The following is a 20,552-nucleotide window of genomic DNA, read 5'->3' on the forward strand; positions in this document are numbered from 1 at the left end:
CGGCTCGAAGTCCCATGCGCCCGCCGGCGATGGCTGCCTTTAGTGCGAGTTGTAGCGCCGGGACGATGAGGAGAAGCCGAATCTCGAACAATAGCGATGAAAGGGAGAGCGTATGAAGCGCTTCGCGGACAAGGTGGTGGTCATCACAGGGGCGGGCTCTGGCCTGGGGCTCGCCACGGCACAACGATTGGCCGACGAACAAGCCACGCTGGTATTGGTCGATCTGCGGGAGGACTGGCTGGAGGCAGCGCGAAACAGCCTTCCGGTCGGCACCAATGCGACGATCTTCAGGGCAGACGTCTCTCAACTCGCAGAGGTAGAAGCCTATGTGGACGCTGCGGTCGCGGCGCATGGAAGAATCGACGGCTTCTTCAACAATGCGGGCATCGAGGGCCGCCAGAACCTGACCGAGCAATTCGGCGCCGAGGAGTTTCACCGCGTAATTTCGGTCAACCTTGACGGCGTGTTCTATGGAATGGCCAGCGTGCTGAAGGTGATGCGCGCGCAAGGCAGCGGCGCCATTGTGAACACCGCGTCGGTGGGCGGCATTCGAGGGGTTGGAAACCAGAGCGGCTATGCGGCCAGCAAGCATGGCGTCGTAGGGCTCACGCGCAATTCAGCAGTCGAGTATGGCTGCTATGGGATCCAGATCAACGCCATCGCGCCCGGTGCGATTATGACCGCGATGGTCGAAGGTTCGCTCCGTCAAATTGGCGGCGAAGACTGGGAGGAGGCTGGACGTCAGTTCGTGTCCGTCAATCCAATGAAGCGTTTCGGCAAACCCGAAGAGGTGGCGGCCCTCGTCGCCTTTCTCTTGTCGGGCGAGGCGGCCTTTATCAACGGCGCCACCATCCCGATCGACGGAGGGCAATCCTACAAATATTGAAGCTCACGAGCCGCGCCTGGATAGTGATTCATCTTTTGGAGAGGGCGAACTGAGACCCGAATCCTCTTTGTTGGTGGTCCTGCCCGGTGCTCACCGCGGCGACAGGACAACGTCGAGGCCGAGCCGGATGACCGGTTCTCCTAATCTTCCGCCTTCTCCGACACGCCGGACCTTGCCCTCCGTCAGGACATCGCGTGCGGCCCGTCTTCTCATGGAGCTGAATGGATGGCGGCTATCGGGCAGCCGAATTTGAACTCCGGATGACCGCTTTGGCGGCGAGTGCGGTCCGTTCGTTCCAACCAGGAGGGACAATGCGCACGTAAGCGAACAGGAGGGAAAGGGAGTGCAGTTAAAAGCCTTTCGAAAATCCCGCGGATGTCTACACCGCATTTTATCGTGAGCCGAATTGCAGCTATCCCGCGTTCGGACATAAATCATGCGGCGTGACGCAATCAGCCAGTGCCAATTGGGTGTTGTATGGGGAAATGGTTTTTTGTTCTGATGCCGGCCCTTCTATGCGCCTGTCAGGAACGCTCTAGTCGCGATCCGATGGGTCGCGTTCCAGATCCCATGCTCTCACCCGTCACCGACGCCGATGCCCCGACGGTCAAAGCGATAGAAGGACGGGGCTATGAGATTGTAGGAATGCGAGAGGCCGCCTGCGATCCTAGGACAACTCGCGCCTGTACCGGATTTGACGCGCTTTATCTCGGTCGAGGAGGCGTGGAAGTGAATAAATCTTCTGTTGCCGAGTTTGCCTGTCCAGGTACCAGTGATCCGATCGAAGAATGGAAATGTCGAATATTGGATCCACCTTACGTGCCGAACGACGGATTTGCTCCGCTGGCTACCGAGGGAAGCTAAATCCGGGACGCGACCGCCCCTGCCCTGCCGAAACGGATCGGGCAAGCTTGTCGCGTGACGCCGCAGCGATATGCTCGTTCTCCCAGGAGTTCGCGTTGCTGCCCGTGATTTCGGCACGCATCCAAAGCTGAACGGTTGACGGTTTTCGAGTGGCGTCGCGCCGCCTGGCCACGTCACAAATTGGCAATGGGCATCCAAGGACCGAGTACCCGCCGACGAGGCATTTCCGCGCCCTCGTCGACGGAATACCCTGGTGAGACGACGCCCCACGCGTCGTTTCTACGCGCGGCAGAAGCGTTCTAGGGTGGCAAAGGTTCCCGTTGATTACATCGTACGTCGTGAGCGGATTGCAGCGATTGAACCTGTGAACCTCTCGTCGAAGCTCGCGATGCAAGATGCGAGTGAAAAGCGGAGACCAAAGCCGCTCCTTCCTGGTCAGGCCTCATTGATGATCTGTCGCGAACATCATAGTTTATAGGCGATAATTGGCGCCCTTCCGGTCGAGGCTTGCTAGAACTGACCGAACCGCGATGAGCAGAGCTAGGCCCCCATGAAAAAGTCCAACAAGCTGCGCGATGCCGATTACGCTACGCTGAGCGATTTCAGATATACGCTGCGGAGCTTCGTGCGCTTTAGCGAGGAGCGTGCGATAGAGGTTGGGCTTACGCCGCAACAGCATCAGGGGCTGTTGGCGATCCGTGGCGCCGAACGTGGCGCGGCCACGATCGGCTATGTTGCTAAACGATTGTTTCTTAAGCCCCATAGCGCCACCGGCCTCGTCGATCGCCTCGTCGATCTGGAGCTCGTGACACGGCAGACGGCGGAACATGATCGCCGCCAAACGCAACTCTTCCTAAGTGACAAGGCCGAGGCGCTGCTGGCTGCGCTGTCGACCGCCCATCGCGAAGAGATCCTCCGCCTGAAACCCCTGCTTTCGGAGCTTTTGGGGCGCCTGGACTAGGCTAACCGAACGCCTTTGCAGCCATAAGCAGCGACGCCGGCGATCCCGCCTATCCGGAATTGATGGCCGGCCTTTAAGCGTGAGCGCATTCCCACCTCGCATCTGACGACTGGATCGTGCCGAATAGCCTCGGCTACCCCGTCCGAGAGGCTTGCGGCTACGGGGCAATTCATATCGTATAGCGATATATTCGTGTTGCGATACAAGAGGCGTCTGTCCTTAAGGCCCGGGGAATTGTGGTTCGCAATGTTCGGGGCTCGGCGGGCCATAGGCGTCCGACAAAAGAGGTGAACAGCCTCGGGGGGCGTGATTATGGGTGTTCTGAGCCGGGCGCTTACGGTCGTGGGGTTGCATCGCGTCGTGCGGCGCCATTCCGGCGACGGGGTCGTGCCCCCGCCCCGCGAAGAAGATAAGGGCACCAAGCGGGACCGTATCCGGATCAGCTTTCTACTGCCCGCCCTCGATGCCGGTGGCGCCGAACGCGTCGTCAACATCGTCGCCAATGATCTCGTGGCGCGTGGCTACGACGTCAGCGTGGTGACCCTGTCGAGCGAGGATCACCGTTCCTATTTTGACTATGACGAGCACGTTGATCTCGTTCGGATCGGGATTCCGCCATGCCGGCGGCCCCTGCTATCCAGCCTGTCGATGACATTCCGGCGGGTGAAGGCGCTGCGCGACGCGCTCAACGCACTCCAGCCGGACGTGGTGGTTTCCTTCCTGACCCGCATGAACATCCTGACTCTGCTCGCATTCGGAAGCTCGTCGGTGCCGATCATCGTCTCCGAGCGCAACAATCCCAGGAAACAGCGATTTGGCTTCATGTGGAGCTGGCTGCGCGCCTGTCTCTACCCCCAAGCTTTCGGCCTTGTGACAATGACGCGCGAGGCGATGCACGCTTTCCCAAACTACATGCGTCGGCGCGAATGGGTTGTTCCCAATCCGGTAAAGCCTCGTGCCGCCGTCAGCAGGAATGTCGATCGTAGCAGGACGATCTCCGCGGTCGGCCGTCTCGTCCCCCAGAAAGGCCTCGACCTGCTCCTGCTCGCCTACAGCAAGGTGGCGACAGACTATCCCGATTGGCGGCTCGTTATCTGGGGTGAAGGTCCAGAACGTGGGTCGCTCGAATATCTCAGGCAGTCCCTGGACCTCGCCGACCGGGTATCCCTTCCCGGGGTTTCGTATCAGCCCGGCGGCTGGGTCGACAGGTCGTCAATGTTTGTGCTGTCCTCCCGCTACGAGGGATGGGGCAATGCGCTCATGGAAGCCCTCGCGGCAGGTTTGCCGGTGGTCGCCTTCGACTGCGATTGGGGGCCTCGCACCATGATCGACCATGGCGTCAATGGTTGGCTGGTGCCGAACGGCGATGTCGACGCATTGGCAGAGGCATTGCGAGGGTTGATGGCGGATCCGAGCCTTCGTGCCACCCTGGGCCAGGCAGCCCAGGGAGCATCCGAGCGCTACTCGGTCGAAAGCGTCACACAGCAATGGATCGCAATCATAGACGAGGCTCTCGTAGCGCGACGAGCGAGCGTCGCGCGAACGTTCGACAATAGCCGAGTTGAATGGTCCGCCGGATCGCCGGTGTGAGGCACGCCTTCGGATCCAGGATCATGCCGCCAGGGCGGAAATGATGGCTCGCACTCTCCGGCGGAGCTCGGCGGATTCACGCACGCGCGGATAGGTCTCATGCCTGATTCGGCGAACGAGATAGTGCAAAGCCGCAAAGCCGGGATCGTGCCCGCCCGCAATACTGGCCATGAGCGCAGGATATTCCCAGCAAGGCTTCACCACCGACGGTCTCCTTGATCAGCGTGAATTTGCGAACGCTGGTCTCGTCCCGCGCCGGATGCCCACAGAAAGGCCGCGCCCAGGGCGCAACAGCAGGCGCTCAGGCGAAGGAACGGACTCTGCAATGGTCCAACAAGACAAAGGATCGAGAGGAGGAAAAGCGCTGGCCATGCCATCCATCCGCTACGTTTCAGTCGCAGCGCCAGTTTTGCCGCCAGAACGCATATCACGCCCGCGACAACCAGGGCTCCGATCACAAGGGCCATGGCTTCCGCAATGATCCGGAGCACGAACATCGACCAGCACTCCTCAGGCTGGCTTCGTCATTGTGAGCTTAACGGCCCACAGGGCTTTTATATCGCACTACGATATATATTCCAATACGCCCAAGCGGCCATGACCTAGCGGCCGGCCCGACCCCAGGCGATGTGCTTCGCACGCGCCCACTCCCCGGTTCGGATCCTTTGCCGGGCCTTCAGCAGATCCTGGCGTGACAGGATGCCGACAACCTTGCGGGTGCCCTGCTCGACGATCGGCACGCGACCCGTCCCCGATTGAACTATGAGGTCTGCAACCACGCCACTCGGGCTGTCGGGAAAGGCCACCGGCTGGGACGCGTCGGAGAGGCTCTCTGCAAGCGACGCCTTGCGGTCGATAGGCCCGAGTTGCCACCGCAGGACGTCGGAACGGGACACAAGTCCGACGAGAGCCCCTGTGTCATCGGTGACGGGATAGCTGCGATGGCGGGCATTGCCAGCAAAGAACTCAATTACTTCGCCCACAGTCATCGCGTGGGACAGCGTGTCGGGATCGGGTGTCATCAGTTCGCGGACTTGCATCAGGTCGAGTGGATCGACGCTGTACTCCTGGAATATATGCCGCCCGCGCCGGGCGATCTTCTCCGTCAGGATCGACCGGCGCATCATGAGCACGCTCACCGCATAGGCGCCGACGGCACCGGCAATGCAAAGAGGCAAGGCGTCGAATTGCCGGGTCAGTTCAGCGGCAAACAGGGCACCGGTCATTGGCGCGCGCATGGCACCGCTCATGATCGCCGCCATTCCGATCAAGGCCCAGAAACCCGCGCCGCCCGGGACAAAATGTCCCACCAGGCAGCCCAAGGCACCGCCCAGGATCAGGAGGGGCGCCAGCACGCCACCCGAAGTCCCCGAGCCCAGCGCCACCAGCCAGACGATCGCCTTCATCAGGAGGAGCAATGCCACGGCTCGGATATCCATCCGGCCGTCGAGCAGAGCCTGGATATTGGCATATCCCGCGCCCAGCACATGCGGATCGATCATGGCTCCCAATCCGACGACGAGTGAGCCCAGCGCGGGCCACCACATCCAATGGATCGGCAGGTGATGGAAGCCATCCTCGATCCGGTAGAGCGCCTTCGACAGAACTATGGCTTCCACGCCCACGAGCAGGCCGAGGCCGACTGCGGTCGCCAGTGCCCAGGATCCGTGCGGAACGGCCAAATCGATCGCGAACATCGGCCCCGTACCGATGAACCAGGGTCGCACGGCAAAGGCGACCAGCACCGCGACGACCACGGGCACGAAGCTTCGCGGTTTCCATTCGAACAGAAGCACTTCGACGGCCAGTAAGATGGCGGCGAACGGCGTCCCGAAAATTGCGGTCATCCCGGCTGCCGCACCGGCGACAAGCAGGGTCTTCCGCTCGGCCGCACTCAGATGAAAGCATTGAGCGAAGAGCGATCCGATCGCGCCGCCCGTCATGATGATCGGCCCCTCCGCGCCGAAAGGGCCCCCACTGCCGATCGAGACAGCCGAGGACAGAGGCTTCAGGACTGCGACCTTGAAGGAGAGCTTGCTCTCGCCAAACAGGATAGTCTCGATGGCTTCCGGAATGCCGTGCCCCCGGATTTTCTCGGACCCGTAGCGTGCCATCAGGCCGATGATGAGGCTGCCAATGACCGGTATGATCAATGTGCTCAATCCAATCGCCCTGTCGGCGAGATCGACGTCCAGGGTCGAGATCCGCTGATACCAGAAGAGGTTGGATGCCAGCGCAATGAGCTTGAGGAGGATCCAGGCGGCTCCGGCTCCGCCAGCGCCCACGATCAGGGCCATGCCGGTCAGCAGGATCATCCGCCGATCGGCACTGTGGTCGCCCAGCCTCCCGGCTTCTTCGGCCGCCCCACCTAACATTCAAAGTGCCTCTTCCTCACCTCCGGGATCGAGGCGATTATATCGTATTACGATATATTTCAATGCACCCGATTTCGGGAGGCTGCATTCGACCGCCAGACCCGAAGGTGACGGGCGAAGACAATTCACGAATGAGGGTATGTTGGCTCAAAAGCGGACCAGTCACACGTGACGGAGACGCAACCCCACCGTGAGCTTGCGCGCGCCAACGGATTCATTTCCTTGTCCCGACGGTACGTTAGAAATTTGAGGGTCTTCGCTCGCACCGGCCGCGGAGACGTCGTTCGTCATGTCAGGGATGCTGGAGGAGATACTCGAACCCCCTGATGGCAGAATCCCGCCTCAAGGCATCGACCAGGAGTTGCCTCCTGGTTTCGCTATCGCCTCTGACCGTCGCCTGAAACTCCACGCAATCGCCTTCCATACGAATGCCGGTGGCCTCGACCCGGAGGCCGAAGCCGGCCAGCCGCGAGGCGAGGCTTTCCTCGGAAAGCGAAGCATCTCGGCTACAATATAGTTTGACGTGCGCGTAGCGGCGCTGAGGAAGGATCTTCTCGGTAGCGCCGACCGCGGCGAGGATGAGAACGGTCGCGACCGCGCCCGCGATGGCGAGGCTGTAAAAGCCAACGCCAAACAGAATTCCCAGTGAGGCGGTCATCCACAAGGACGCCGCGGTCGTCAGGCCGCGTACGCTGAACCCCTCGCGAAAAATGACGCCACCGCACAGAAAGCCGATACCGGTCAGAACCCCATGCGCCATGCGCACCGGGTCAATCCGGATTATTTCATCGGGCGTGTCCGTCAGCCACCGGATCTGATGGACAGCCGCCAGCATCAGCAAGGCGCAGGACAAACTCACGAGAATGTGGGTACGAAACCCCGCCGGGCTCGCACGAAACTCCCGTTCGGCGCCGATCACGGCTCCCGCGAGAACGGCCCCCAATATCGGAAGCGCCAGGTCAGGTTCGAACAGATCCATAGGATGACAGACACGAATGACATCGGATTTGTTCCAGCCAGGCGCCGCACCTACCCAAGGCCCTTGAGGGGCGATCGTCCGAACACTGCTTTCAATGGGCTTACCTGCCACGTACTGAATCGCGCCCTTCCAGATGCAGATCCATGCCAACATTCTGCCAGTGGTCGCGGTGTCGACCACAAAGATGATCTCTCGTGCGCTCCCAAGGTCGGGCAGCGGCAAGACCCTCCATTTTCGGCAAATTCTTCCGTGGGGCCGAAGGCCCTCGAGCAACATAGATCAAGCCAAGATCGCATTGAATGTCGGCGACATTTACAAAATTGGCGCGTCGCCGTTGACAAAAGAAGGCCTGCCTCGGCTGGCCCGCTTCTTGCTATCGGTAAACGGCAAGTTAACACACCGGGGGATTAGTATGAAATTCGCGTTCCTGAAGTTCGCTGCTGCCGCTGCTCTTGGCATTGCCGCCGTCGCTCCGGCGCAGGCTGCGACCACCTTCCAGATCGATACCGACGCTGCCGACACCTATGTCAACGTCACGTCGTTCGATCAGATCGGCTTCACCAACTTCACGGCGAGCCTCGCCAGCCTTCCGGGCGCCTTCTCGCTGGAAGAAGGCGAGAGCTTCACGTTCGACTTCGCCACGCTCAACATTGGCGGTTTCCTGGGCGCCGGCACCGCCTCGCTCGAAGCGAAGCTTTCCTTCCTGACGCCGGGTGGATCCGGCACCAGCGAGGGCGACGGCTTCTACGTCAAGGGTTTCGTCGTCTCCGGCGGCGGCTTGAACTGGGAAGACATCGCGCCGATCACGATCGGCGGAGCCACCTACCAGGTTGAATTCAGCGACCTCGCGGGCCTCTCCATCTCCAATCCCAAGGTCAAGGCAACTGTCACGCTGATCAGCGAAGGCGTTGGCAGCCCGGTTCCGGAGCCCGCCGCCTGGGCGATGCTGATCACGGGCTTCGGCATGGTCGGCGGCGCGATGCGCATGCGTCAGCCGCGTCGCGCGCTCGCCGCCTGAAAATCATTAGGGGTGAGGAAAAGCGCCGTCGGCCAACAGGCCGGCGGCGCTTTTTCTTTCCTGACAATCGTCACCGCCCCTCCCCCATGACCTATAAGGCGGAGGCTTAGAGGGATCGCAGCGTTGCCGCAGGTGCTTCCTCGACCAGCCACTTGAGCAGCGAAAGCAAGTGTCCGCAATAGGCGCGATGCCGGTGGAGAGTGGTCGCCTTGTCGACGCAACGGCCGCGGCGCTACCCGGGTGCTGCAAGCAGGCTCAACCAGGATCGGGAACCGGGAACGCGACGATTTCGCGAACAGTATGATGCGTACCACACCGCCTTGGCCGGCCAGTGACGTCGATATATGGACGCAGGAACCTCGCCGTCACGGATCGGGACGTATTTGGAGCTGTCATGGATGATCGCGGATACCGCATCGCTTATCTTGATGGCCTGCGGGGTCTCGCAATCCTGTCAGTAACGCTGTGGCACTACACCAATTGGGATTATGTCCGCTTCTTTCCCTACGGCTCCTTGTTTGCAGGGATCCCCGTCCTTGATCATGGCTGGGTAGGGGTGAACCTCTTCTTCCTGATCTCCGGGTACGTCATTCTTTTGACGCTGGAGCGCTGCTCAACTTTTGGGCAGTTCATGGGTCGGCGATGGCTTCGGCTGTTCCCTGCGATGTTGATCGCTTCGCTCTGCATCTTCGCGATTTCCCGCTTCCTTGGCTCATACATGCCGCACGGGCAACCGGATGCCATCAATCTGTTGCAGGGGCTTACATTCATCATTCCTACGTTCTGGCAGGCAGTGCTGCAGACGCCGGTGGACGAACTGGATGGAGTCTTCTGGACGCTCTACGTCGAGATGGGGTTCTACATCATTTTCGGCCTGCTCTATTTCCGACTGGGATGGAAAAAGGGGCTTTTGGCATTAGCCGGCATCTGGCTGGCCGTGCTCATTCTCCCGCCGCTCGCACGGTTGACGGGCGCGGCTACTGTGCTCGCCTGGGTCGAGGTCGCGCAATGGAGTGGAGCGGCATATTTCGGCTGGTTTGTCAGTGGAGCCCTGTTTCTCAAATCGCATCAGAGCGGTTCGGCGCCGCTATTCGTCCTGGCGGCCCTCGTTGGACTGGTGAGCGTATTCACGTCCGGCCTCTGGCAGCCGAGTGATTTCCTGTCCTCCTTGTATCTGTCGGCCGTGGTTGCCCTGTTCGCCGTTACGCAGAAGAGTGAAGCCTTGCAGCGTGGGTTGTCGACGCGCTTCCTGCTGTTCGCGGGCGCGATCAGCTACCCACTCTACCTGCTCCACAACGAGATCGGCATAGGCCTGATCGCCGCCTCTCCGCATATACTCCCCCGCTTCGTGTGGCCCGCAATTCCCGTTCTGATGCTCATGATGATGATGGCCACGGCATGGGCCATGACACGATGGGCGGAACCGTGGGTGACCAAATGGCTCAGGCCGTTTATGCTGGGGCAGAGGCCGTTCCGGGGAAATGTCGGGCAGGCTTGAGCGAAGGCCGCGATGCGAACGGTGGAATGGCAGGATTTGGGAACGGCCAACGGGCGTCACTCCGTCCGCAAAGTCGTCGCTTCCGGGCGAAGTAAGCCGCCGTTGCGCCAGGCTCGCGATCGGTGAGCACCGTCAGAATCAATCCCTGCGCATCCCGCCCATCAAAGCCATTTACAGCCCGATCTCATCGAGCGCCGCAGCCACCTCAGGATCAATTTTGCCTGCGTTCTTGGGTGTCAGGCGATTCAGAGCGGTGCGTATCCGTTGCTGTGCTACGTGCAGCGCCTTATACCGCACCTCTCGGGTCAAATTAGTACGCCACGAGCGGCTTTGGCCCAGTAAGACGGCCCATTTGGCTTCTTCCGCGGCCAGGATTGCCAAAGCCAATCGAAGTCCATCGCGTCGGCCGTGGGCGTAGTCTTCGGACATCAATCGACCTTCTTTGGGTGGCACTCTCGCTTAACGCATGAGCGCCCGCTCGGTCGCCGAACAGTCGGCCCTGTCCGGGCTTTTCAACCTGAATGAAGGTCAGCTTTCGATGATCGCTAATCGGCTTCTAAAAGGCGGCTTCGTGGGCGACTGCCGACGAGATGCGCGACTTTAGCAGTCCAACCTCACCTCGGTTCTGCTGCCAAGACATAATCGAAACCGTGGTTCAGTCCGCCCTCTGTCTCTACCTTTGCGAGTGCCCGCACTCGAAGGACCTCACCGACCTTGCGAAGCGCTTCAGCGAGCGCACGGTCTTCCATCGCCGCAAGCCGCGGCATGCACATATCGATCTGGCTGTTCACGAACCGCGCCTTGTAACGTATCGCGAAGCGTCGGGCGGCGACGATGCGAAAGCCCGCCGCTTCGAGATGATCCGCCACCCACTGGGCCGGATACTCGCGGTACGGCCGCTCACCTGAAAGGAGCAGGCAGGCGTCGCGGAATCGCCCAATCTCCCAGACGAGCTTACCCGCAGCCGACTCGGGTTCGATCGTAGCATAGGGTTCAAGGCCGACCACATAGAGGCGGCGGCCCACCAGCTTGCGCAGGCGTTCGAACAGATAGGGCTGATAATAAGGCGCGAATCCTTCGATCGCACCGACGAGATAATCGGCCAGCACCGTGTCGTAACGCTCGCCCTCCAGCAATGCTTCGTCCGCCCAGTTCCCGAGGACGATCCGGTCCTGCCTCCGTTGCCGCTTCTCGATCGCGTCGCGCACCTGGATCGCATGCGCCTCCGCGCCGGTCACGGCTGTCCAGCGGTCGGTTTCGAGCGAGGAAACCCAGGAGATGGAGTTGGTGCCGGTACCGGCATCGAGGAAGGAGCCCCAGGGCTGGTTGCCCTGGAGGTCCTCGATGCAGCGAAACAAGCCTGATTCAGTCCGCCGTTCAACGGCGGACGACGGCGCGCGGCTCGTCATCGCCTAGAATTGGGTCCGCAAGCCGACGACCAGATTGCGCCCCCGCAACGGCGAAGCGGTCTTGATGAAGGAGGCGTGGTTGAACGCGAGTTCATTGGTGAGGTTTGTCGCCCGGACGAACAGTTCCGCGTCGGCCTTGGCGCCCAGCCGAAGCTGATAGGCAAAAGTCGCGTTGATCATGTCGTAGCCCGGCGTGCGGGTTTCGAAGGCGGCGATCCGATCCTGCTCGAAAACATGATAATATTCGAGTTCACCAGAGAAGGCACCCCAACGCCCATCGGCCCGCGCGCCCAGGCGTCCCGCCGGAATTCGCGGCAAATTGCCAAGCCCGTTGTCGAGCTTCGCACGAACATAATCGCCGAACGCCGATACCGCGAAGTCAGTCGTCAGCTGATGCCGGATTTCGCCGTCCACACCGGTGAAGCTAGCGTCTGCCGCCGTGTAGCGGATGAGGCGAAAATCCTCATATTGGTCGAGGGTGTCGGCAAAGATGTAGTCGTCGAAATCCTGATGATAGGCGCCGAGCGTGAAGGTCGTCTTGCCCGCGACCTTGCGGAACGTCAGGTCGATGGATTTCCCAGTCTCCTTGCCCAGGGTCGCTGTGCCCAACTCATAGGTGTTGGTCGCAAGATGAATGCCGCGGGCATAAAGTTCCTGTGTGTTGGGGGCGCGCTGGGAGCGCGCGAGCGAGAGCGCCACCGAATAACCGTCACTGATGTCCCAGACAGCAGCGCCAGAGATGGAGAATGGTCGGTGGCTGACCTTGCGGCCGAGCGTCGTCTCTATCCTTTGCCATTCCTGCCTGGCAGCCAGTTCAACACGCACCGGCCCGAGTTGGGCTGTTTCCATCAGGAACAGCGCGGTGTTGGTCGTGTCGCTTTCCGGCAGGAAGGCTTCCTCGCCGAGCGCGCTGAAATCGCTCTGCGAATGCTGGACGCCCAGCACCCCGCGCAGGCCTGCAATCGGCTTGTGGGTCAGTTCGAGGCGAATGTCGCGCGCCTTGTTCCTGAAGGTCGTCGCGATCTCGTCGCCCTCGATCTCGTCATGTACATAATCGGTGAAGGCCATGCGGAAGCGGATCTTCTCGAAACCGGGCAGCGGATCGCGATATTCGCTGCGGATATCGAAGCGCTCGCTCCTGAGCTTAACGAACGGCACCTCGTCATGCTCATGATCGTGATCATGGTCATGATCTTCGTCCGCATGGCCATGACCGCCGCAGTGCAGGCTGCTGCCATGCGGGTGGCAGGACTCATAGTCGTGACTGTGCCCCGGCAACCCATATTCGCTGCGCTGACGGGTATAAGCAACGCCGAGATATCCCCCCTCGCCAATCCATGAGCCGCCCGCGCTGAAGGTCGAGGTGTCGTTATAGGAGCCGTCGACGCGCTTCTCGCCGAACCCGCGGGGCACGCGATAATCGTCGCTTGAACGGTGCACGCCTTCGACGCGCACGGCGAACGGGCCGACGCCCGCTGTCAGGCCGCCAACCAGCGAGCGCTCATCGTCCCCGGTGCCGATCCGGCCTTCGGCCACACCGGCGATGCCGCCTTCAGGAAGCGCGGTGGGCACCTTCTCATCGAGCAGGTTGACCGCACCGCCAATCGCGCCGCCGCCATAGAGCAATGCGGCGGGACCACGCAGAACCTCGATTCCCCGCAGCAGAAGCGGCTCGGTCGTCACCGCATGATCGGGCGAAATCACCGACGCGTCCTGGATATTGGCACCGTCCGAGAGCGACTGCACCCGCGGTGCCGTCTGCCCGCGGATGACCGGGCGGCTCGCACCCCCGCCGAAATTGTCGAAGTTGATGCCCGGCTGTCCTGCCAATGTCTCGCCGATCGTGGCTTGGCGGCGATGAACGAGATCGCGTCCCGAAAGCGTGATGACGGGTGTCGCCATTTCGTCCGCATTAAGATCGAGCGGTGCTGCGGTGATCACGATATCGGCTGTGGCGTTGCTGCCGGCCTGTGCCGCGAAGGCGATCTCGGGGGCAAGCGCAGGCAGCGAAGTGGCAGACAACAGGAAGAAACGAATTGTCACGACGGACCCCTTTTCACAACGGAGGGCGTCGCTATAGGAGACGTTATATCATCATGCAACCGGCGGAGATGAACGCTGCGCAACAATCACTTGGGTCGAGGACGCATCCGATCTGTCTTCGCCAACCTTATCGAGGGAACGGCCGCATCGGCGTCGATCCTGTGCCTCCTCCACTGCTTTGCGCTCCCGCTGCTCCTTCTCACCCTTCCCGCTGCGCTGGCCACCTTTGCCCTTTCGGAAGAGGTTCACGTCTTGCTGCTTACGAGCGTGACTCCGTTCGCCCTCGCGGCCTTCTGGATCGGCTACCAGCATCATGGGCACCGCGTTCCGGCAGCTCTCGGTGTAGCTGGCATCGGCTGTCTCGCCGCCGGGATCTCGCCGTTCCCGCCGGCTGTCCAGACATTCCTAACTGTCGTCGGAAGTCTGTTGCTGTTTGCCGGTCATCTGCGAAATTGGAGGCTGCGCGTCCATGCCGCGTGAAGTGCTGCCGATCGATCAAACTGCCAGTCCAGGCCATCACCGCAAGAAGCAGCATCGCACTCCCGCCGCGCTGAACGAACTCGTCATCGCCCTGATGAGCCAGATGCCAGAGCCAGCAACGGCATATGAAATCGCGGCCACGAGCGAGGCGCTAGGGAAGTCGTTGAGCGCCATGCAGGTATATCGCGTCCTCGATCGGCTGATCGCGGAAGGCCGGGTTCGTCGCATCGAATGCCTGTCCGCCTATGTAATAACGGAATGCGAACGGCCGATATTCCTCGTTTGCAAGGCATGTCGTTCGATCGCGGAGCTGCCCGGCGATACCCTCATGCTCGAGCTTGAAGACTTTGCCTCCAAGCTTGGGTTTGCCGAGTCCCGGCCGTTCATTGAGGCAGTCGGAGTTTGCTTCGACTGCACCCAGCGATCAGCGGAAGGCCGGCAAGCGAACGGCGAAGCTCGATGAGCAAGCTGAATGACCGGCAGGTATTGGGGCGACGAATGCGCGGCTTGAACGGCCGGAACGTCGGCGGCCCCCGGCACTATCTTACCCGCACCCAAGCGGCTTGCTCCACGCCTACGCTCACAATCGCACCACTACTACCTAAGATAGTCTGGAGAATAACCTCGATCAGCGCAGAAATGCCGCAGTTCTGCAATGTGGAGGTCGTAAGGGTCGATTTCCGAACGGTATGCCTGTGGCGTTTTCAGTCGCGTCCACATCTTGTTCGGTGACCTGAACAGACCGGGCAAAACAATGCCCGGCGTTGCTTAGGAGGCGTATCATGTTCGACGAAATTGACCGGGCGTATTTCCGGTTGAGGGCCGATGAAGAACGCCGCCGGGCGTCCCAGGCGGCGAACCAGACAGAAGAACGTCGATATGAGAATCGGGCATGCGAGTTTGAAAATCAGGCGGTCAGCCTGGAGTACGCTTCGCCTGGCGCGTCATGAAATCTGCAAAGGCCTGCTGATAATCGAGGTACCAGCGTGAAAGCGCCGGCCGGTTCTCGATTATGTCCTGCATCGCCCGTACGATTGCGATCGCCGACTGGTACATGAACGGCAAGACCGAAATCGATCCGATGATCACCCACGTCATGAGCCCTGAAGAGATCGACAGGGGCATCGACCTGATGCATGCGGGCGAGAGCGTCCGATCCGTCGTAATGTTCTGATACAACAGGCCAAGGAGAGATAACGGTGTTTTCACATGTAATGGTCGGCGCGCACGACGTTGACCAGTCGAAGGCCTTTTACGATGCGGTGCTGGGCGCGCTGGGCGCGAAGCCCGGCTTCGCTGACGACAAGGGCCGGGTGATCTACGTGCACGAAAATGCAATGTTCATGATCACCAGTCCGATCAACGGCGAGCCCGCGACCCATGCCAATGGCGGCACGATCGGCTTCGGTGCGATGTCGCCTGATCAGATCGACGCCTGGCACGCCGCCGGCGTCGCCAATGGCGGTACGACCTGTGAGAATGCACCCGGCTATCGCGAGGCGCCGTTCGGCAAATATTATCTCGCTTATCTGCGCGATCCTGCCGGCAACAAGCTCTGCGCCTTGCACCGCCCGGAGCAGTGAGATGCCAAGGCCCCGGCTTTGGCCGGGGCAGTTTTCCATCGGAATGTCATGGGCGGGAATCGATAAGCCAAAACAACCATGGACGTTTACGCAGATCCTTCGAGAACCGCGATGCTCCGGCACCAACCCTCCAATACCGTCCTCACGGCGCCGCTTAGAACCCGCCACTCTCAAGAAGATGAATGTAGGGAAGGTTTCGGGGAGCCGAAATCGAGCTCGGAATGACAGCTGTGGCGGCGTTTCCAGTTTCGCGCTCTCCAAGCCTGACAGGTAGGCGCTCAGGTCAGGTTGAAGCGCTACGAATTACCGCAGTGCGCTGTTAACTTGCATAACTGGCAACGCGCCGACGCTTCGTGTCAGCGCTTGGGCGTCAGCTTCCGAAATGGCGGCAGAGTTTTGAAATAGGCGCCGCGATCGGTGAGAAGCAGGCGCACCTGTGTTCCCCAGCCGCCGATCAAGACGTCCGGCTTTCCATCGCTATCAAGGTCACCCTGACCCATGCTCCAGCTCCGCCCCACAGTCGATTGCGGCACGGCGTCGAGGGTGACGTCGGTGAAGCGCCCCGTCCCATCGTTGCGCCACGCGCGAATCTGGAGCGGCACGAAGCCTGGCACCTGGATAGCACCGACCAACAGATCCTTGTGACCATCTCCGTCGAAATCGATGACGGTACCGGCCCAGCTCGAAAAGCTGTGGGCTGGAAGGCGCGTCGCGGTTTCGTCGCGGAAGCGGCCCTTCCCATCGTTTATCAACAGACGGGTTTGGGGATCCTTCTGCCAGCCATGGTTGTTGCTTGTGATGTTGAAGAAGACGATGTCGTTAAGGCCATCGCCGTTGGCGTCGAATACATGCACCTCGCGCGTTTCCAGCGGTTGGTTCAAGTCGAGGCGATCGGAGGCGTCGGAGAACCGCCCCTTGCCGTCGTTGATCAACAGGCGGTTGGTGAGCGATGGGCTGGCGAGGACCGCATCCAGATCACCGTCCTGATCCATGTCTGCCAAAGCGACTCCTTCGGTCTGATCGTTGCCGGCAGGCAGATGCGTGCGGGTAGCATCGACGAAATGGCCCGGACGCTTCCGATCGTTGAGGAACAGGAGATTATGGGCCGGCACAAACTTCGGGCCGTCATTTAGCTCGCCGGTGCTACCGATGAATATGTCGGGTAGGCCGTCGCCATTGACGTCGCCCACCGCCAGACCATTACCTTGGCTCATCGCAGGCAGTCGGTCGCTCACGTCGGTGAAACCGCCGCGGCCATCACCAAGGAACAATTGATGTGCCTCATCGGATTCCGAAACGAAAACCACGTCCATGATGCCGTCGCGATCAAAATCGGCCGCGCGCACATGCTCGCTGTCGTGGAAGGCTTCGCCGAATGCGCCTGGGCGATAGATCAGTCGACCGCCGCCTTCATTGATATAGAGGCGATTTGCGCCATATTCGACCGATAGTACCGCGTCCAGATCTCCGTCCCTATCAACGTCGATGAGAACCGAGTCCGTGGCATGAAGGCTCGGCGATAGCGGCACGTGGGTCGCCGTCGCATCGACGAATGCGGACGATGGGCGTTCCGGAATGAGCGCGAAGTCCTGCCGTGACGGGTCTTGCAGGCCCTTGTCGGCAGATAGCGCCGTCACGGCAACGCAGGTGGAAGCCGTCAGAATTAGTGCACACATCACTGGTCGCGCCATAGTATCTCGCCTGCAGGTGGATGGAAGAAATTGCCGACTGTCACTTGGTGGCTGAATGGATCGGTGGTTGAGGTCAGGCTATTCCCGAGATCACTCCCGGCAAATCCGACCTTTATCGCGTGATGCCGGCTAGGCCGTCGAACGCGTACCTTGCGACGGCGCCCACCGTCCCGGCCAGGAGCCAGCGACTTCGATGGATCTCATCCTCGGCTCAACCGCGCATGAGGGAACCGCCATTGACGTCGATGATCGCCCCGTTGATCCAGCATCCATCATCCGACAGGAGCAGTGCCACCGTCGCTGCATGATCCTCGGACTCGCCGAGCCGCGTGTGAGGCGTGCGTGCCATGAAATGATCGCTCCATTTCTTGGCCTCGGAGGCATTGGCCTCCATCTGCATTTTCATTTCGCCGGTTACGGTGAATCCCGGTGCGAGGACATTCGCGGTAAGCCCCTCCTTGCCCCAGCGCGAAGCGACGTGCCGCATCAGCGCGTTAACTCCGGCCTTGGACATGGCGTAAGACGGGCGTGTCGGCTCGGCGCCATAAGCAGATCCCGAACTCGTATAGACGATCGCGGACGCGGGGTTCCTGAGCAGATGGGGCAGGACGGCGCGGGTGCAGAGGAGATGTCCCCGCAAATTGACCGCGATGGTGCGATCGAAAACCTCGAGATCGAGCGCCAGCGCATCGGAATCGCGCATGATGACGGCGAGATCGGCCGCATTCACGTGCGCACCGTCGAGACCTCCGAACCGATCGACGGCGGCCGCAACAGCGGCTTCGACCGTCGCTTCGTCGGATATGTCGACATAGACGGCGAAAGTCTCGCCGCCCGCTTCGCGCGCGACCTCTTCCGCGACCTTAAGGTTGATGTCGGCCGCGCAGACCCGCGCGCCCTCCGCCGCGAGGCGCCGGACGGTCGCAGCGCCAATGCCGGTCGCGCTCCCGAAGACGATGATCCTGCGCCCGTTGAGCCTGTTCTTCATACTTTACTCCACTCTTCAAACGATCTCAGCATTGTGATGTGCTTATGTTAGCATGTCCGGGTTCAGCTGATCCGGATCGCCTCGAAATGCTTCACGGGAGGAAGATCGAACCACATATAGCCGTCCCCGCCCGGCTGCCCCGTGATCATGACGCCGGCGCGCAAGGCCCGCGCTGATGCCAGAGTGGGATCGCGCAGCCCGAGGCGAAGACCGTGAAGCGTCGGCGGCTCCGAATAATCTCCTTGCCGCTGCCCGGCATAGTTGATCACATGCACCATCCAGGTGCCTGATTGACCCTGCCGCTCGATCGTGAGCTCTACCGCACCATTTCCTTCAAGCCTGACGAAGGCGGGTGGCGCATGGTGAACGATCAAGGCTCCCAGCAGGTCGCGATGGGCGGCCAGACCCTGGCGATAATAAAGAAGGTCCGGCTGCCAGGGGATGTGGACCGAGAGGCCCTTGCCGAACGGACGCGCCAGCACTCCAGGTGCCGATCGCACGGGCTCGCCTGCTGCAGGATAAGCGAATTCCGGAGGACCGAAGGGATGGTCGGGCGCAAAGGAGATCAGGTTGCGCGCATCGCCCCGCGCCGTCGATGCGAAATAGGTGCCGTCGAGCGGAATGCGGCCGCCGCCATAGAGCGATGCATCGCCTGCGAGCGACCAGCCATGGGCCGGCTCTTCCGCCCCGAACGCTGCGACCGGGCTCGACGCGAGAGCCGGGATATCGCGCGATTTCCCCGCTTCATCGAGCGACCCCGTCTTGCCGGTGGCGATCAGCAGCCCACCACGCGCGACAAACGCATCAAGCACCCGGGCCTGTTCGTCGCTCAACTTCCTGGCATCGGGCGCCAACAGCACGTCGATGCCGTCGAGCACCGCCGCGCCCTGCCGGGCAAGGCGGCCGCGGTCGACATACAGGAAGGGAATTCGCAGATTGACGAGCGCCAGATAGGCACCGCGATGCGCTTCCGAAACGCTCTCCTTGCCGCCCGTGAGTTCGACGTTCGGCCCCAACAGCCCCACGCGTGAGGCCGGCCTCAACCCGGCATAGAATTGCTCGTTCGCCTCATGCCAGTGATAGAGCTCCGACACCGGCTTCAGCCAAGACTGGTCGACCTGGTCGGAAAGCGTGCCGATCAGATAAAGATCGAGTTTGCCCCCGGTTCCGAGCGCCTGAGCGAAACGCAGCATATGGTTGGCCGCGGTTTCGGTCGTCTCACGCCAGGGATAGTCGATATGCGCCGTCGAGGTCGCAGAGAAGGGGCGTCCGGGCGCAACGCTCTTGATCCAGCGGATCTGCTCGCCCATCGCGTAGGGCCATTCGGGCGCCGGCCGGTCGACCCGCCGCTGCACCTCGCCGCGCGCGATCTCGCCAACCCCAAAGTCCATCAGCGCCGCGTCGGGGCGCAACTGCCGGACGAGCGTAATCGTCCGTTTGGAAAGCTCGCTTTGCGTCCGTCTCTGAAACGCGACATAGGCCTGCCAGTCAGGATCGTCGGGCCCGTCGCTCGCCGGCAGGTCGAGACCGTAAAGCTCGCGAAAGCGGCCGCTGCAATTCCTGCAGACGCAGATGCCATGATCGACGTTGCTGTAGTCGGTCCGCGTATAGCCGACCATGTTGAAGAATAGCCCGTCCAGCGGATAGAGCCGGAGCGCCTCTTCGATAATGCGCAACGCATAGTCTTGCGCCCAGCCGCCATTGGGGCAGGCCTGGTAGGAACCGGCATATTCCCGGGCCGATCCGTCGCGGTTGCGCATGAACCAGTCGGGGTGCGCATCATAGACCGGCTTCATCGCCTTGGAGAGATCGAAGCGGCCGACGAAGCTCAATCCCTCGCGATGGGCAGCTGCGATCATCTTGCCCGCGAAGTCGCCTTTCATGTGGCGGTTGCGAAAATGCAGGGGAAGCCTGGTCGGATAGAATGCAACGATCCCGCCGACGTTCGAAACGAGCGTGTTCGCGCCGAACGCCCGGACGTCCCGCGCAATCGTCGCCGGGTCCTGGCGTGCGTCGATCTCGCGCAGATTGGTCTGGAGGATGCGATATTCTTTCTTCCACCAGTCCTTGTCGGGCGATCCGGCGGTCATCGCGCCGGCGGGTCCCAGCGGCAATGCAAGCGAAACGCCCGCCATCGCGCCTTTGAAAATGTCGCGGCGCGACGCCCGCAATTGTCGATCGTTCATG

The 20,552-nt window shown here is 61.3% G+C and carries 17 protein-coding genes and 1 pseudogene; 10 read left to right on the forward strand and 8 right to left on the reverse strand.

What is annotated here, in order from left to right; translation table 11 throughout:
* Nucleotides 1-112: 112 nt before the first annotated feature.
* The 3 genes from ACFB49_RS11280 (at nucleotide 113) to ACFB49_RS11290 (ending at nucleotide 4,301) form a co-directional block, all read left to right on the forward strand.
* Nucleotides 113-886, forward strand: coding sequence for a glucose 1-dehydrogenase (locus ACFB49_RS11280; RefSeq protein WP_380879467.1), 774 nt, complete (start codon nucleotides 113-115; stop codon nucleotides 884-886).
* A gap of 1,414 nt (nucleotides 887-2,300) precedes the next feature.
* Nucleotides 2,301-2,711, forward strand: coding sequence for a MarR family winged helix-turn-helix transcriptional regulator (locus ACFB49_RS11285; protein ID WP_380879469.1), 411 nt, complete (start codon nucleotides 2,301-2,303; stop codon nucleotides 2,709-2,711).
* Between the two features lie 312 nt (nucleotides 2,712-3,023).
* The gene (locus ACFB49_RS11290; protein WP_380879471.1) at nucleotides 3,024-4,301 is read left to right on the forward strand and encodes a glycosyltransferase family 4 protein; all 1,278 of its coding nucleotides are present in this window, start codon (nucleotides 3,024-3,026) and stop codon (nucleotides 4,299-4,301) included.
* Between the two features lie 602 nt (nucleotides 4,302-4,903).
* Here ACFB49_RS11290 and ACFB49_RS11295 read toward each other — a convergent pair.
* The gene (locus tag ACFB49_RS11295) at nucleotides 4,904-6,616 is read right to left on the reverse strand and encodes a chloride channel protein (RefSeq protein ID WP_380879473.1); all 1,713 of its coding nucleotides are present in this window, start codon (nucleotides 6,614-6,616) and stop codon (nucleotides 4,904-4,906) included.
* Between the two features lie 352 nt (nucleotides 6,617-6,968).
* Nucleotides 6,969-7,655 (reverse strand): MgtC/SapB family protein, encoded by a 687-nt coding sequence (locus ACFB49_RS11300; RefSeq protein WP_380879475.1) that lies wholly within the window; start codon nucleotides 7,653-7,655, stop codon nucleotides 6,969-6,971.
* A 133-nt stretch (nucleotides 7,656-7,788) separates the two neighbouring features.
* Here ACFB49_RS11300 and ACFB49_RS11305 point away from each other — a divergent pair, with 133 nt between their 5' ends.
* Together ACFB49_RS11305 and ACFB49_RS11310 are read left to right on the forward strand one after the other, a co-directional pair.
* A complete protein-coding gene (locus ACFB49_RS11305) occupies nucleotides 7,789-8,673 on the forward strand; it encodes a PEPxxWA-CTERM sorting domain-containing protein (RefSeq protein WP_380879477.1) in 885 nt (294 codons plus the stop codon).
* Nucleotides 8,674-9,067: 394 nt separating this feature from the next.
* Nucleotides 9,068-10,171, forward strand: coding sequence for an acyltransferase family protein (locus ACFB49_RS11310; protein ID WP_380879479.1), 1,104 nt, complete (start codon nucleotides 9,068-9,070; stop codon nucleotides 10,169-10,171).
* 171 nt (nucleotides 10,172-10,342) lie between these two features.
* On the opposite strand, the gene ACFB49_RS11315 is transcribed toward ACFB49_RS11310, so the two are convergent.
* From ACFB49_RS11315 to ACFB49_RS11325, 3 genes are all read right to left on the reverse strand, one after another.
* Nucleotides 10,343-10,600: a hypothetical protein gene (locus ACFB49_RS11315; RefSeq protein WP_380879481.1), complete on the reverse strand. Its 258-nt coding sequence runs from the start codon at nucleotides 10,598-10,600 to the stop codon at nucleotides 10,343-10,345.
* 185 nt (nucleotides 10,601-10,785) lie between these two features.
* Entirely contained in the window at nucleotides 10,786-11,529 is a 744-nt protein-coding gene (locus ACFB49_RS11320) for a hypothetical protein (protein WP_380879483.1), read from the reverse strand.
* 54 nt (nucleotides 11,530-11,583) lie between these two features.
* On the reverse strand, nucleotides 11,584-13,623 hold the full coding sequence (locus ACFB49_RS11325; protein ID WP_380872342.1) for a TonB-dependent receptor domain-containing protein: 2,040 nt from the start codon (nucleotides 13,621-13,623) through the stop codon (nucleotides 11,584-11,586).
* 90 nt (nucleotides 13,624-13,713) lie between these two features.
* Here ACFB49_RS11325 and ACFB49_RS11330 point away from each other — a divergent pair, with 90 nt between their 5' ends.
* The 5 genes and pseudogenes from ACFB49_RS11330 to ACFB49_RS11350 all read left to right on the forward strand — a co-directional run bounded on the left by ACFB49_RS11330 (nucleotide 13,714) and on the right by ACFB49_RS11350 (nucleotide 15,686).
* The gene (locus ACFB49_RS11330; protein ID WP_380872343.1) at nucleotides 13,714-14,103 is read left to right on the forward strand and encodes a MerC domain-containing protein; all 390 of its coding nucleotides are present in this window, start codon (nucleotides 13,714-13,716) and stop codon (nucleotides 14,101-14,103) included.
* Nucleotides 14,093-14,566 (forward strand): Fur family transcriptional regulator, encoded by a 474-nt coding sequence (locus tag ACFB49_RS11335; RefSeq protein ID WP_380872344.1) that lies wholly within the window; start codon nucleotides 14,093-14,095, stop codon nucleotides 14,564-14,566. Before ACFB49_RS11330 ends, ACFB49_RS11335 begins: the two co-directional genes overlap by 11 nt.
* 319 nt (nucleotides 14,567-14,885) lie before the next feature.
* Nucleotides 14,886-15,053 (forward strand): hypothetical protein, encoded by a 168-nt coding sequence (locus ACFB49_RS11340; protein WP_380872345.1) that lies wholly within the window; start codon nucleotides 14,886-14,888, stop codon nucleotides 15,051-15,053.
* Nucleotides 15,054-15,142: 89 nt separating this feature from the next.
* Nucleotides 15,143-15,277, forward strand: a pseudogene (locus tag ACFB49_RS11345) (S-(hydroxymethyl)glutathione dehydrogenase); the annotation flags it as partial.
* A 25-nt stretch (nucleotides 15,278-15,302) separates the two neighbouring features.
* The gene (locus tag ACFB49_RS11350) at nucleotides 15,303-15,686 is read left to right on the forward strand and encodes a VOC family protein (RefSeq protein WP_380879485.1); all 384 of its coding nucleotides are present in this window, start codon (nucleotides 15,303-15,305) and stop codon (nucleotides 15,684-15,686) included.
* 356 nt (nucleotides 15,687-16,042) lie between these two features.
* Here the strand turns inward: ACFB49_RS11350 and ACFB49_RS11355 are convergent, their stop codons facing one another.
* The 3 genes from ACFB49_RS11355 to ACFB49_RS11365 form a co-directional block, all read right to left on the reverse strand.
* Nucleotides 16,043-17,377, reverse strand: a complete 1,335-nt coding sequence (locus ACFB49_RS11355) for an FG-GAP repeat domain-containing protein (RefSeq protein ID WP_380879487.1) — start codon at nucleotides 17,375-17,377, stop codon at nucleotides 16,043-16,045.
* A 211-nt stretch (nucleotides 17,378-17,588) separates the two neighbouring features.
* Complete coding sequence (locus ACFB49_RS11360; protein WP_380879489.1) at nucleotides 17,589-18,365, reverse strand: SDR family NAD(P)-dependent oxidoreductase; 777 nt, start codon at nucleotides 18,363-18,365, stop codon at nucleotides 17,589-17,591.
* Between the two features lie 62 nt (nucleotides 18,366-18,427).
* Nucleotides 18,428-20,551, reverse strand: a complete 2,124-nt coding sequence (locus ACFB49_RS11365; protein WP_380879491.1) for an alpha-amylase family protein — start codon at nucleotides 20,549-20,551, stop codon at nucleotides 18,428-18,430.
* Nucleotide 20,552 lies beyond the last annotated feature (1 nt).

The sequence above is a fragment of the Sphingomonas sp. DBB INV C78 genome (assembly GCF_042693015.1).
Classification (GTDB): domain Bacteria; phylum Pseudomonadota; class Alphaproteobacteria; order Sphingomonadales; family Sphingomonadaceae; genus Sphingomonas_E.

Excerpts from the sequence above, each read along its gene's own strand:
- ACFB49_RS11285 (WP_380879469.1), top strand. The coding sequence starts at position 2,301 with ATGAAAAAGTCCAACAAGCTGCGCGATGCCGATTACGCTACGCTGAGC.
- ACFB49_RS11310 (WP_380879479.1), top strand. The coding sequence starts at position 9,068 with ATGGATGATCGCGGATACCGCATCGCTTATCTTGATGGCCTGCGGGGT.
- ACFB49_RS11365 (WP_380879491.1), bottom strand. The coding sequence starts at position 20,551 with ATGAACGATCGACAATTGCGGGCGTCGCGCCGCGACATTTTCAAAGGC.
- ACFB49_RS11335 (WP_380872344.1), top strand. The coding sequence starts at position 14,093 with ATGCCGCGTGAAGTGCTGCCGATCGATCAAACTGCCAGTCCAGGCCAT.
- ACFB49_RS11280 (WP_380879467.1), top strand. The coding sequence starts at position 113 with ATGAAGCGCTTCGCGGACAAGGTGGTGGTCATCACAGGGGCGGGCTCT.
- ACFB49_RS11300 (WP_380879475.1), bottom strand. The coding sequence starts at position 7,655 with ATGGATCTGTTCGAACCTGACCTGGCGCTTCCGATATTGGGGGCCGTT.
- ACFB49_RS11290 (WP_380879471.1), top strand. The coding sequence starts at position 3,024 with ATGGGTGTTCTGAGCCGGGCGCTTACGGTCGTGGGGTTGCATCGCGTC.
- ACFB49_RS11305 (WP_380879477.1), top strand. The coding sequence starts at position 7,789 with ATGCAGATCCATGCCAACATTCTGCCAGTGGTCGCGGTGTCGACCACA.
- ACFB49_RS11315 (WP_380879481.1), bottom strand. The coding sequence starts at position 10,600 with ATGTCCGAAGACTACGCCCACGGCCGACGCGATGGACTTCGATTGGCT.
- ACFB49_RS11340 (WP_380872345.1), top strand. The coding sequence starts at position 14,886 with ATGTTCGACGAAATTGACCGGGCGTATTTCCGGTTGAGGGCCGATGAA.
- ACFB49_RS11295 (WP_380879473.1), bottom strand. The coding sequence starts at position 6,616 with ATGATCCTGCTGACCGGCATGGCCCTGATCGTGGGCGCTGGCGGAGCC.
- ACFB49_RS11355 (WP_380879487.1), bottom strand. The coding sequence starts at position 17,377 with ATGGCGCGACCAGTGATGTGTGCACTAATTCTGACGGCTTCCACCTGC.
- ACFB49_RS11360 (WP_380879489.1), bottom strand. The coding sequence starts at position 18,365 with ATGAAGAACAGGCTCAACGGGCGCAGGATCATCGTCTTCGGGAGCGCG.